This is a genomic window from Candidatus Woesearchaeota archaeon, from assembly GCA_021735165.1.
Taxonomy (GTDB): domain Archaea; phylum Nanobdellota; class Nanobdellia; order Woesearchaeales; family 21-14-0-10-32-9; genus JAIPET01.
The window spans coordinates 1-12336 of sequence record JAIPHP010000007.1; the positions used below are offsets into that span (position 1 = coordinate 1).

12 protein-coding genes are annotated in these 12336 nt (G+C 31.5%); 5 read left to right on the forward strand and 7 right to left on the reverse strand.

Annotated features, from left to right (window positions below; all coding sequences use genetic code 11):
- Positions 1 to 3179 (forward strand): hypothetical protein (locus K9L97_02490; GenBank protein ID MCF7871879.1); only part of this gene is annotated, 3179 nt, incomplete at its 5' end.
- Between the two features lie 2 nt (positions 3180 to 3181).
- Entirely contained in the window at positions 3182 to 5470 is a 2289-nt protein-coding gene (locus K9L97_02495) for a hypothetical protein (protein ID MCF7871880.1), read from the forward strand.
- Positions 5471 to 5515: 45 nt separating this feature from the next.
- Here K9L97_02495 and K9L97_02500 read toward each other — a convergent pair whose 3' ends face one another.
- Positions 5516 to 6682 (reverse strand): MFS transporter, encoded by a 1167-nt coding sequence (locus K9L97_02500; GenBank protein ID MCF7871881.1) that lies wholly within the window; start codon positions 6680 to 6682, stop codon positions 5516 to 5518.
- A 241-nt stretch (positions 6683 to 6923) separates the two neighbouring features.
- Here K9L97_02500 and asnS point away from each other — a divergent pair, with 241 nt between their 5' ends.
- Entirely contained in the window at positions 6924 to 8237 is a 1314-nt protein-coding gene (asnS, locus tag K9L97_02505) for an asparagine--tRNA ligase (protein ID MCF7871882.1), read from the forward strand.
- 11 nt (positions 8238 to 8248) lie between these two features.
- On the opposite strand, the gene K9L97_02510 is transcribed toward asnS, so the two are convergent.
- A complete protein-coding gene (locus tag K9L97_02510; GenBank protein MCF7871883.1) occupies positions 8249 to 8614 on the reverse strand; it encodes a hypothetical protein in 366 nt (121 codons plus the stop codon).
- Positions 8562 to 8849: a ribbon-helix-helix domain-containing protein gene (locus K9L97_02515; protein MCF7871884.1), complete on the reverse strand. Its 288-nt coding sequence runs from the start codon at positions 8847 to 8849 to the stop codon at positions 8562 to 8564. The genes K9L97_02510 and K9L97_02515 overlap by 53 nt, the downstream gene beginning before the upstream one ends.
- Positions 8850 to 9022: 173 nt before the next feature.
- Between K9L97_02515 and K9L97_02520 the strand changes: the two genes are divergently transcribed.
- Together K9L97_02520 and K9L97_02525 are read left to right on the forward strand one after the other, a co-directional pair.
- A complete protein-coding gene (locus K9L97_02520; GenBank protein ID MCF7871885.1) occupies positions 9023 to 9238 on the forward strand; it encodes an AbrB/MazE/SpoVT family DNA-binding domain-containing protein in 216 nt (71 codons plus the stop codon).
- Entirely contained in the window at positions 9226 to 9600 is a 375-nt protein-coding gene (locus K9L97_02525; protein MCF7871886.1) for a PIN domain-containing protein, read from the forward strand. The genes K9L97_02520 and K9L97_02525 overlap by 13 nt, the downstream gene beginning before the upstream one ends.
- On the opposite strand, the gene K9L97_02530 is transcribed toward K9L97_02525, so the two are convergent.
- The 4 genes from K9L97_02530 to K9L97_02545 are packed head-to-tail and all read right to left on the reverse strand — an operon-like array spanning position 9592 to position 12318.
- The gene (locus K9L97_02530) at positions 9592 to 9960 is read right to left on the reverse strand and encodes a hypothetical protein (protein ID MCF7871887.1); all 369 of its coding nucleotides are present in this window, start codon (positions 9958 to 9960) and stop codon (positions 9592 to 9594) included. The two genes, K9L97_02525 and K9L97_02530, sit on opposite strands and share 9 nt — an antisense overlap.
- A gap of 19 nt (positions 9961 to 9979) precedes the next feature.
- Complete coding sequence (locus K9L97_02535; protein ID MCF7871888.1) at positions 9980 to 11242, reverse strand: exonuclease SbcCD subunit D; 1263 nt, start codon at positions 11240 to 11242, stop codon at positions 9980 to 9982.
- Between the two features lie 42 nt (positions 11243 to 11284).
- Positions 11285 to 11617 (reverse strand): hypothetical protein, encoded by a 333-nt coding sequence (locus tag K9L97_02540; protein MCF7871889.1) that lies wholly within the window; start codon positions 11615 to 11617, stop codon positions 11285 to 11287.
- Positions 11618 to 11643: 26 nt separating this feature from the next.
- Complete coding sequence (locus tag K9L97_02545; GenBank protein MCF7871890.1) at positions 11644 to 12318, reverse strand: endonuclease NucS; 675 nt, start codon at positions 12316 to 12318, stop codon at positions 11644 to 11646.
- Positions 12319 to 12336 lie beyond the last annotated feature (18 nt).

Sequence of the window (12336 nt, forward strand, 5' to 3'; positions counted from 1 at the left end):
AACGTACTAGTCCTGTAAGTTGGTATACTGTAAACGAAGTAGAAACTGGAGATACTGAGAATGGGGATGTACTTAACGCTGCAATTCTTGTTGCTTGTGCAGGAAAATTTGGTGAGGCGCCAGGAGGTGAATTATCGACATCAACTATACGTGCTTTGGAATTCAACTATGACATTGGACCTACTTATTGCGGTAGCGAACCTGATGGAACTCTTTGTGATGATGCTACTAATGGTATCTGTTATGCTGGCGAGTGTGTAGCCTGTGATGAACCTGTAACCTGTAACGATCCAAGCATATGGTATGGTGATTGCCAAAGATTTGCATATTCTGCTTGCATAACAGGTGGCGGATCTGAAGTTATATATACTCTTGAGTGTGACCGTGGTCCAATAACCGGGGACTCTTGCAATCTTCCTTCTGGCATGCCCGGAATTTGTGTTGGATTTGAGGGTTATTACGGTGGTTCTTGTATTGAACAAGTAAAAGCCGCAGATGCTTTTGGCATGTTTTATATTTCAGAAAATGCTTTTTTTAATGGATTAGATACTAATTCTCCGACGTCTGTACAAAATCAATTTGGGAGTGTTAAGGTAAAAGAGCAAAGTAGGGATATGCTAAAAAGTATTACAACACCTAATAACAATCATTATCGTGCGGAATATTCTGTCGATAATTGGAAAACAAGTAGTGTTGATTCTATGATTGGAGAATCCCCCTTTCCGAGTTTTTATCAAGACACAAATTATGGAGGGGGCATTAAAGTCGATGAATTGTGGAAATGTAATAGTTTTAATGATTGCACTGTAAATAGGTTTGACTATAAAGGAGGCGTGGGTAGACTCGAAAATACTACGTCAGGAACTTTAAGTTTGGTTCCTCTTAAACCTAGAGGATACGAAAGTAGTGAGGACCCTGAAAGAGACTTAAGAAGAAACAGTCATAAATCTACAGATTACGTTTCAGGAGGAGTTCTTTACAATAAAGTCACCACAACATTTGGCGCACATAAATATATAGGTGAATACCCTGATATGTTGCCTGGCAAAATTGTTAATTATTACACTACAGTTGACACTAATGAAAACAATCTTCCTGGAATTGTTGAAGGAAACTTGTTAAATGATTTTGTTGGTGTCGGTTTAAATGCAAATTTAGCTTGTGAATGGGGCTCTGAACTATATATGGATGAAAGGTGTAAAGATTTAATTAGAAAAAGATATGATATTGGTGAGACAATAGAATTATTAACTGCAGCATTAACTAAGTTCCCTGAGTGTAACGAAAATGCTGATTTAACAAGTTCATCAACTCATTCTTCATTTCATGCATGCAGAGTAGAATTTAAAGATATACCTAATAATAAACCAGGTAAATCGTGGTTGATTTTTCCTACGGACGATCATCCTGATGGTTTTATTCCTCCATTACTTTCTTTAGATCCTTTTAAGCCTAAAATTGTTTCTGAAAATGCCGATCAGACAGTCAAATTAGTGTATGACTTTGATAGAAACGATGAAGATTTAATGCAACAATTTTTAGAATCTAGCAGAGCAATTCAAGGAGGGGATAAAAGATGGACTAGAGGTCTTAACTTTAGACAAGAAATTATAACACCTGAACATAATAAGACAGTTGTTGCATATCCTATTGTAAACGAATTAATAAATTGGACTTTTGGAAATGTAATTTTAAATAGTGATCCGCAGACACCATCAAATGAGGCTCTGATATTTCCCAACCGAGATTTAAATACTATTTCAGCAGGTAGGATATTAACCAAATCTATAACTCTTTCTGTTTATCCTAATATTTCAGAATCGGAAAGCTATGAAGTAAAAAAAATTTACGAAGATTATAATGAACTTGATCCTGTACCCCAAACAACAAAAACAATTCTTAAAAATTTAGATGGAGATGTTCAAATTTTAAAAAAAATGTATCATCTTACAGACGACGAAACAAATCCTCTTTATAGTATTTTTAGTTATGATAATTTGCATCTGACAGGCAAGGTTTCAGGAACGGAAAAGTACTACGGTAATTCTTTGATATCTAAAACAATTATGAATTATAAAGCAATAAAACCTGATTTTTATAAATTAGCAAATACAACAGAAAAATTAAATGATGGTTTTTATACAGAAGCAAACATGTATTACGATAACAACGGAAATGTTATTAGAATAGAAAGATCCAGTGGATTTTCAGATTATTTTGCATATGATTCACGTGGAAGAAAAATCAAAGAATGGGACTCTGAAATTGGATCTCAATCAAATCCTAAGATTGAATATTTTTATAACGATAGAGGAATTTTATTTAAAGAAGTTTATTTAGAAGGTCATGTTGTTGAATATGACTATGATGCTTTCGGAAGAAAAATAAATGAAACACTAACATATCCAACGTATTCTTCAAATTATCCATGGAAAACTATAAATGTAGAGTATTCATACGAAAAACTTGATACTGCCAAAGTTTTTTTGAAGAAAAAAACGTTTGTAAACGTCGATGGACAAAATAAGGGAGTACAAATAGACTTTTTTGACAGTGTTGGTAATGTAATCCAATCTCAAACCAAAATAAAAGACGACACATATTTGATTAAAGCATATGATTTTGACATGTTTGGCAATATTGTAAAGTCATATTATCCTTTTAGATTAGAGTCTAGTGGAAATTTTGTGCCTAAGAATGATTACGAGTCACAACCTTGGCAAGTTAAGAATCATTATGAAAATAGTATTGCTCCCAGATTAACTTCTATTGAGTATCCTGATGGTGGAACTTTGACTTATGATTATAAAGCAGAGAATGGTTTGCCCGTTATTTTAGTTACAGATCAGAACGGTAATGCCAAGAAATTAATCTTTGATACTATGGGCAATGTTCTTAAGTTATATGAAGGAGAATCTTTTGAAATAATTACTGAGTTTATATATGATTCAGAAGGCAGACTCACCAAGATTATTGATCCACTTGGTAGAGATTTTATTTCAAATAAATATGATGATTATGGATTAATAGAAACAGTTGGTTTAAATTCGGAAGTCAGTGAGAATTATTACGACTCAGAAAAAAGATTATTGTCTAAAATTGATTCACAAATCAATGTTACTTATAGTTATGATGCTAGAGATAGAATTTCGTCTGTTTTATATGATTACACGAGTTAAAAATGGTTAGGAAAATTAAAAATTCAATATTTGCATTTTTGTTTTTGTTAGTTTTAGTTATGAATGCTTTTTCAGTTGCTGCGGTTATTCAGGAAAGAAACATTTTTGATATTAATTGTGACGAAGATTTTTTCCCTAATACTTATTTAGGAAAGATTTGTAAGAGTTATTTTGAAGCAGGAGATAATATATTTGAATTTTACCCTGATGGTAAAACTGCAAGGATAATTACTACGGATTATTTTTTTAATATGATTACTAATCCTGGTTTTGAAGTTACTGATGGCAATGCTGCACATTTTTGGAGTCCGTATAATGATGTTTCTTCTTTTGAGATTAGTTCTTCAGAAGCTTTGTCTGGAGAGTATTCGTTGAAGTTTGCAAGGTCATCTCCTTCGTCTTCTTATGCAGGTATTGAAACTATGCCGATGTATCTTGATGCTGGTCAAGAATATGTTTTGAAAGCTTTTTTTAAGGGTTCTGTTTCTGGAAATGCTAGATTCTCTTTGCATTGTGTTGCAGGCGGTAATAATTTTGCTTATTCAGTTGTAGAGGAAAACAGAGTTATGTCTGGAGATTTGAATTCTTGGACTGAGAAAAGTTTAGTTTTTATTCCTGACGCAGATGCAGAATATTGTAAGCCCTTGGTTTATTTTAATCCTGATAGTAGTGGAGAATTATATGTTGATAATGTTAGGTTGGGATGGAATAATCTTTCCCACATTAATATGAAGAACACTTTTGTTGTTGATTTTACTTATGATATTAATGGTTTATTAACCAGGGTCGTTGATCCTAATTCTAATGTTATTTCTTATACTTCTGATTCCTTGTTTCAAGTGTCGGATTTGTCTGTTAATAATTTTATTTTGAATTCTAATTTCGACGAATATATCGATAGTGCCAAAGCAATGTATTGGTATTTAGAAGGTGCTGCTTCTATTGATAGATCTTCTGATCCTTTTGTTGTTATGCCTGTTGATTCTGCAATTTCTCAGTTTGATATTCCTGTACGTTCTGGAACATACTATGATTTGAGTTTAAATGCGAAGGGTAATTTACTTTTAGAACTTGAATGGCAGGACTTTTATCGTAATAGATTAAGTGCTGATTATGAAAATTTAATTTCCGCAAATCTTCAGGATTACTCATTTGAAATTTCGCCGCCTAAAGGAGCTAGATTTTTGAAGATTAGCTTGTTTGCTAATGATGTTAGTGATGTGTATTTTGTCAGTATGTTAAAAAAAGATGGTTTAAATTATAGTTTAAGTGCAGAGTATACAGATAATGGTAAGATAAAGAGTATTGATTACGGATTGGTTTATTCTGAGTTTGAGTATAATATTAATAATTTATTGTCAAAGTCTATAACGAAGAAAAAAGCAGATTTATCTGTTTTGTTTGATGAACGTTATGATTATGATTCAACAGGGAATCTTATTGGAATAAATGCTCCTGATATTGGCTCTGCTACGTTTAGTTACGATTATTTACATAGACTTAAAGATGTTAATAAAAATGGTTTGTTTTTTCCAAATCTCACCGATTTTTTCTCTTTTGAGTATGACTATATGGGAAACATACTTTCTAATAAAGGTCAAGATTATCAATATTATGAGGGAACTGACAGATTAAAAGATGACGGTTTGTATACTTATGAATATAATTCTAAAGGTCAAATAACTAGAAAAATATCTAAAGCAACTGGTTTTTCTGTTGATTATTATTATAATGAAAAAGGGTTATTTGATAAGGTCGTAAATAAGATAGAAGACACTTCTGTTGATTATTATTATTCAGGTTCTTTTATGCAGAGAAAAATTGTTAATTATCCTGATTATTCTGAAATTACTATTTACATTTATTATAATGGAGATTTGCTTTATTCATATAAAGATGAATTTAGTTATGATGCTACTGGATCTTGCACAATAAACAACTGGAATCCTTCTGGCAGGCATTTTGTGATTAAGGGTTCTTCGGGAAGTGTTGTTGGTATTGCAGATGATAGAGGTAATATGAAGCTCGCAGGTAGTATAACTGAAAGTGGCGATGCTTCTTCTTCTAGTGGTAGATCTTTTAAAATTAAGGGTGATTCAGGAGTTGTTGCTGCGTTTGATGCTTCTGGAAATCTTATCTTAAATGGCGTGTTGAATTATTATCAGGATGTGGTCAGTCCTACTTCTGGAAGAGATTTTGTTATTAAGGGTTCTGATGGTCCTGTTCTTATGATTACGTCTAATGGAGATTTATTTGCTAAAGGCTGTGTTAGTGGTGGAGAAGTTATTTAGAAATTAGCTGTTTTTTTACATTATTTTTTCAGTAAGTTTTTTCGTTTATTTTTTTATTAGGTTTAGTCCTTGAAGTGCTATTGCTGAAAATACCAACATTATGCTTAAAGCTATTATCGGTTCAAAGAGGAATAACATTATTATCAGGAGTGCTGCAGTTGAGAATCTTCCTAAATTCAGGTATACTTCTCTGAAGTATATGTGTTCTGCTTTTTTTTCTTTTTTTGCTTTATTGTAATATAAATTATGAAAGGGTATTACAAAGAATGGTCCTGAGAATCCTCCAAAGCTTTGTATTGCGAATGCTGCACCTATTGTTTTTACAAATATTCTTGCAACTAATGATGCGCCGTGCATTATTGTTCCAAAAAGAAGCAATTTGAATCTGTTCTTTTCAGTAAGATGAAAACTCACAAAGTACATTACTGCTGCGTGCAAGAAGTTTGATGCCATGTATAGCCCGCCCATTTTGGGAAGACTTGTGAATAGGAAGAAAAGCATTATTGGCCAGAAGAATGATGTTGCAGGATTATATAGCCCTTCTGCAAAGTAAGGAAGAACATAATCTTTTAGACGTTTTGTTGTGAGTTTTTGAATTTTGAATTCGAATGGTTCGTGATCGTCTTTTGAGAATATCATTGGAATGAATGCAATTATTAATAATGTTGCTACTGTTGCAAATACTAAGGGATATGAAAATTGAGCTATTGTTACTGCACCTATTAAGGGCGCTGCTATTCCTGCCATAACTGAGAAGACTTGTGTAAGTCCTAATTGCTTTGCACCTTTCTTTTTGCTTGAGAACTTTGTGAATTCTATGTGGTATGACATCCAATATATTGAACTGTTCAAGGCTTGTAGTGTTGCTATTATGAGTATTGTGAATAGAGTTCCTAAAATGATTTGAATTTGCAGAAGATAATTTAAGGATATGATAAATAAGAGCGATATTGGAAGACTTACCCAAAATGCTTTTTTTATGCCTGTTTTTGCTGCTAGTTTCATACCTATGTATGAAGAGGGTATCAATAAGAGATAAAAACTAGCTATATACCAGCCTACTTCAAATATTGAGAATCCTTGTTGCAAAAAATATATTGGGATGAATATCGACACTAATGAAAATGCAAAATTACGTACTGTGTGCATTATGTATAGATCTGTAATGTTTTTCTGGAATAATCGATGTAAATAATGGTTCATTTGATGCATATTTCTGGTTTTATCAAAAATATTTATAAATAATGCGGTTTATCTGTATCTTCATGGCAAGAGTAAAAACGTTAAAATTGAAGTTCGGATTTTATTGTGTTAGTTGTATTTCTATTAATCTTACTAATAATAATTGTTAATTCTTTGGGTAATTTTAAATAAATTGCTCTGATAGAACGTTTATATCAAAACTTTTTTAATTATCAAAGAAAAAACTAAAATAAACAAAAGGTGATTATTAATGGAAGAAAAAAAATCAGAATTTGTATCGATTAAAGAATCAATGGAGAAAGGCGAAGGAAAAGTCAGTGTTCGTGGCTGGGTTTATCGTGAGCGAGGAAGTAAAAAGCTTAAGTTCATAGTGCTCAGAGATAGCTCGGACATTATTCAATGCGTTATTGAAAAGGATAAGTTTGATGAAGAAAAGTTCGAGGCAGTTTCAAAAGTTCAGGTAGAAGCGTCCATGGAAATTCATGGAACTATAAAGAAGGATGATAGAGCTCCATCTGGTTATGAGATTGCTGTTGAAGACTTTAAGATAGTTGGTGAAAGCGATACTTTTCCAATAACTAAGGATCAGAGTCCTGAATTCTTGGCTGACAAGAGGCATCTTTGGCTTAGGAGTAGGAAGATGGTTGCTATTATGAAGATAAGGAGCACTTATGTTCAGGCTAGGGAAAAATTCTTTGAAAAAGAGGGTTTTTGGAGGTTTGATCCTCCTATTTTGCAACCAATGCAAAGCGAAGGAGGAAGCACAGTTTTTCCGGTTAAGTTTTATGATAAGGAAACTTATCTTGCACAGACGTGGCAACTTTACGGAGAAGCTGCAATTTTTGCTTTGGAAAAGGTCTATGACACTGCGCCTACGTTTAGAGCTGAAAAATCTAAGACTTCAAGACATTTATCTGAGTTTTGGATGGTGGAAATGGAAGCTGCTTGGATGAAGCTACCTGAAGTAACTGAGTTTGCTAAGAAGGAACTTAAGTATTGTATAAAAGCAGTTCTTGACAAGCATGAAGAAGAGCTTAAAATTCTTGAGCAGGATCCTAAAGAGCTCCGCGCTATAGTTGGTAAGGAATGGCCTACAATTAAATACAGACAAGCTCTTAAGATTTTGAAAGAAAAAGCAGGCATGGAAGTTCCTTTTGGAAAAGATTTGAGGACAATTGAGGAAGAGAAACTTATGGAATATTTTGATACGCCTATTGTTGTGACGCATTACCCTGTTGTTGCTATGGGTTTTTATAAGCCAAGGGATCCAGAGTTCCCTGATGAGGCGCTTTGCTTTGATATGCTTGCGCCAAAAGGTTTTGGTGAAATTGTTGGCGGAAGTCAGAGAAGTCTTGACATAGAGGACATGTCTGAGAGATTAAAAGAAGATGGCGAGGAAGATCTTTCTGCTTACGAGTTTTATTTTGACTTAAGAAAGTATGGTAGTGTTCCTCATTCAGGCTACGGCGTGGGTCTTGAAAGGGTTATAAGATGGATTTGTGGTCTTGACTCAATTAAGGATGCTATTCCGTTCCCAAGAACAATGCTAAGATGGACTCCTTAATTATTTTTATTTTATTTTTTTATTAGTTTTCTTAATTTCTTGTCGTTTGTCCAGATGGGGATTTTTAGTTTTAATGCAAGTGCAAAGTATTGCCAGTCGTCTTTGTCAAGGGTGATGTTTCTTGCTTTGGAAAAATAAGGAAATAATTCATATTCGTTTATTATTGTTATTTTGTTTATAATAAAATTTGTTATATGTTCTATGTCTTTTTCATTTAAATTTGTTTTCTCTTTTAGGATGTGTTTATATTTTTTAATTTCTTTTAGAATATAGTCTGGTGCTAATAATTCATTTTCTTTTTCAAGAATTAGTTCTCTAGTTTTGCTATTTTTTATTAGTGCTGCCAGTAGTATGTTTGCGTCTATTATTAATTTCATCAATTAATTGCTTATTTGCACTTCTATTTATTTGTCGCCCTATTTGTATCGCATCTTTTTCGGTAAGTTTTGATTTTTTTACGATGTTTTCTATTTTTTCGAGATCTTTCATCATTTCTACTCGTTCTAATTGTTTTTTTATTGCTTCTCTTGCTATTTCGCTCCAGTTCATGAATTTATTTTCGTCCATTCTTTTCTTTAATTCTTCTGGTACTGATAATGTTATTGTTGGCATTTTTATCACTTATATTTAATACACATAATTCTGTGTAAATATTTAATTTATTTAAATTTTGTGGATTTTTTTAGTTTCTCTGTTTCAGCAAATTATTTATATTAGTTATATTTATATATAATTAAAATATAATTTAATTTTCCGGATTTTTAGCGGAAATGTATTTTAAGGTGATGGCATTGGTAAAAGTAAAAATACGAAAGTGGGGAAGTTCGTTGGGAGTAATAATACCTAAAGAAATTGTAGAAAAAAAGAACTTAGAATGCGGGGATGAGATAGATGTGGAGCTTGTTAAGCCCTGTGATTTGAGAAAAGTTTTTGGTACTCACAAATTCAAGAGAAGTGCTCAGGAAATTAAGGATGAGATGAAGAAAGGATGGGAGAAATAACTTATTTTTTAGATACTTATGCGTTCATAGGTTTACTTGAAGGAAAAAAAGCTTATGATAAATTCAAGGGTGTAGTTTCAGTCATTACGACAAAAATGAATCTTTTGGAGCTTTATTATTATCTTATAAGAACTGGTAATTCAAAGAAAGCAGATTTTTATTTTGATTTCTTTTCTTCATATTGTATTGATGTTTCTGATAGTGTTTTTAAAGAAGCTGCAAAATTTAAGTTTAAGAATAAATCAAAGAATATTTCTTATGTTGATGCTATAGGTTATGTTCTTGCAAGGTCTAAAGGATTGATGTTTGTTACTGGAGATAAAGAGTTTAAAGATTTAGATGGAGTGAATTTTTTAAGGTAATTTTTTGTTCTGTTCGATTAGTTTTTTGCTTCCTAGTAAAAGTATTGTAAATATTATTATTGCAATTCCTGATAATGTCTTTATTATTTTGAAATCAAGCAAGCCATATTTTATTAAGTAAATTAACAGTATTGTTGTTCCGAATATTGTCAGCTTCATTTCTTTGTGCTTTATTTTTATTTTTTGTTTTATCTTGTTTTTTGACCAAAATGGCAGCATTATTGTTCCTATTATTATTCCTATAACTATTGTTACTATTGTAAATACTATATCCTTGAAGAATGAGTAAGATAGTATTAGCATCAGCACAGTTATTAGAATTAATCCAATTATTGTTTTTTTTATTTTTTCTTGTTGCATATTTTATCCTCATTTATTTTTATTGAGATTCTAGTGTTTGATCTATGTCTTTTTGTATTCTTTTTTCGTAGTCGCTTTGTTTTTCTGCTTCATTTTTTTCTTGGCTTAATACTTGTATTAGTGTTTTTGTTAGTTTTTCTTCGTCTTGAAAATCATTTTCTGTTTGGTTTAGATGCTCTTTTATTAATTTGTTCTCTATTTGTTCTTGATGGTGTTCTTCTATTTTTATTTCTTTGAATTCTTGTGTTTTTAATTTATTTGTATTTTTCATTACAAAGTATGCGCCTTTTTGGTATAGTTCTTGTATTATTTCTTTCATTTCGATTTGATCTGTTGTTCCTGTGCTTAATTGTCCTTCTATTCTTAGGAGTATTATTTTATTTTGCACATCTTGGTTTTTTAGTGAATTTTTTATTTTTGTTGTTGCTTGTTCTGGATTTTCGTTTTCTATCAATACTTTTTCTATTATTGTTTCTTTTATTTTGAGTGTTTTTCTTTCTAGCTTTCCTTCGTCGTATATGTAAAATCCTCCTGTGTTTAATTTTTCGAGTTCTGAGAAGTTTGCTGGAAAGGTAGGACCTGGATAGATAACGTTTTGATATCTGGGTTTAGAGTTTTGATTGTCTGTGTTTTGTGCTTCAGTTTTTTTTGTTAGATTTTGTTCATTGTATTCTGCTACTATATGCACATGTCCTCCTGCGTAGTAATCAAATCCTTTTGGTAAGAAGCTTATAGGATTTGATTCCATTTCTTGTAGTTCTTTTGGTTTTAATTCGTCTATTGATGTATGAAACATGAATATTTTGAATCCGTTTTCTTGCTCTAGATTTGTTGTATCTAATGCTTCGTAGTATTTTCTTTCCAGCATGCCTCTTCTTCCTATCAATCCTGTTATTTTTGCTCCTGTTTTAGGATCTTCTGTGAATTGTAGTTGTAGTTTTCCTTGTTCATTTATTTTGCCTTTTGTTACATTTATTCCTAGTTTTGCTTCTTCTATTATGTCAAGCATTGTTTTTCCTGATGGTGAGTAGTCATGGCTTCCTGCGATGTAGTAAACGGGTATGTTTTTTTCTTTTAGTTCTTGTAATTTTTTTATTGCTAATTTTATTTGGTCTATTCCAGGTATTGCTGTGTTAAATAAGTCTCCTGCTATTAATAAGAAATCTACTTTTTCTTGTATTGATATATCTATTGCTTTGATAAATGATTCTTCAGCTAGTATTTTCATTTTAGGATCTCTCCAAGAGCCTATGTGCACGTCTGCTATGTGTGAGAATTTCATGTGTTAAGAAATACGTTGTAGTTTATATTTGTTTAGTTTGTTTTAGGTAAATTTTATGGTAATGTTATTTTCTAATTGGTATGTGTTTTTTGTTTTGTTTGTTGGTATTGCTTTTTTTGTTTTTGTTATGTATTCGTATATTTGTAGCGTGGTTTCTAGTTGTTCTTCTAGGTTTTCTTTTTGTTTTTGGTTGTGTATCATAGTTATTTTGTTTTCGTGTATTTTTTCTATTATTGTTTCGTAGTTAGGGTTTCCTGGTGCATAGTCATATATTAGAGGATTTGAAACGAATTCTTTTTGTTTTGTTGTTAGTTTTTCGTAGTCGTGTTGTTTTCCATATCTTTTTATTAGTTCTTCTGTTTTTTTTATTATCATGTTTTGTGTGGAATTGTCTTTAATATTTATATCTTTGCGTAGATATCAAGCATCTTTGCTAAATATTTTATTTTTTTGTTGTTGTCGTAATGGCTTAGTATGCTAGAACCTAGTTTTGAAACGTTTTTTTTGTTTATTTGGTTTATATCTGTTTTTTCAAAGAATTTTACTATTTCAAATGCTGCTCTTATGTTTTTTGAGTTTTTTATGTTTAGTTTTTTTCTTATTCCTTGTAACCATAGTTCTTCTTTTAGTACTTCGTCCATCCATTTTATTGGTCTGTTGTCGTTTAATTTTTTGGGGTTTATTTTTTCGAATCGAAATCCTTGTCCTGGTTTTATTTGGTATTCGTAGAAGTGTAGTTGTTGTTTTTTATAGTATGGTTTTAGTTGATCATATATTTGTTTTTTTATCATTGGTGCTAAGAAGTATATTTGTCCGTTTTTGGGTTCCATGAAATTTATGTATTTTGTTAGTTGTCCTATTGCGTAGCTTGTGTTGTAGTTTAATGCTTTTAGTTCTATTCCTATAGGCGTTGTTTTACGCCAGTTTTTTTTGTGACATAATATGTCTATTCTTCCTCCTGTTATTTTGTATTCTTCTTCTAGAAGTGTTAGAGTTTTGTCTATTTTTTTTAGTTCTTGACCTTGGTTTTTTATTAGATATGATTGGATTATTTTTTCTATTGGTTTTTTTGTCATTATTTGTTGTTCAGGTTT

Coding starts and splice junctions, on each gene's coding strand:
- K9L97_02495 (MCF7871880.1), top strand. CDS start 3,182: ATGGTTAGGAAAATTAAAAATTCAATATTTGCATTTTTGTTTTTGTTA.
- K9L97_02500 (MCF7871881.1), bottom strand. CDS start 6,682: ATGCATCAAATGAACCATTATTTACATCGATTATTCCAGAAAAACATT.
- asnS (MCF7871882.1), top strand. CDS start 6,924: ATGGAAGAAAAAAAATCAGAATTTGTATCGATTAAAGAATCAATGGAG.
- K9L97_02510 (MCF7871883.1), bottom strand. CDS start 8,614: ATGAAATTAATAATAGACGCAAACATACTACTGGCAGCACTAATAAAA.
- K9L97_02515 (MCF7871884.1), bottom strand. CDS start 8,849: ATGCCAACAATAACATTATCAGTACCAGAAGAATTAAAGAAAAGAATG.
- K9L97_02520 (MCF7871885.1), top strand. CDS start 9,023: ATGGCATTGGTAAAAGTAAAAATACGAAAGTGGGGAAGTTCGTTGGGA.
- K9L97_02525 (MCF7871886.1), top strand. CDS start 9,226: ATGGGAGAAATAACTTATTTTTTAGATACTTATGCGTTCATAGGTTTA.
- K9L97_02530 (MCF7871887.1), bottom strand. CDS start 9,960: ATGCAACAAGAAAAAATAAAAAAAACAATAATTGGATTAATTCTAATA.
- K9L97_02535 (MCF7871888.1), bottom strand. CDS start 11,242: ATGAAATTCTCACACATAGCAGACGTGCACATAGGCTCTTGGAGAGAT.
- K9L97_02540 (MCF7871889.1), bottom strand. CDS start 11,617: ATGATAATAAAAAAAACAGAAGAACTAATAAAAAGATATGGAAAACAA.
- K9L97_02545 (MCF7871890.1), bottom strand. CDS start 12,318: ATGACAAAAAAACCAATAGAAAAAATAATCCAATCATATCTAATAAAA.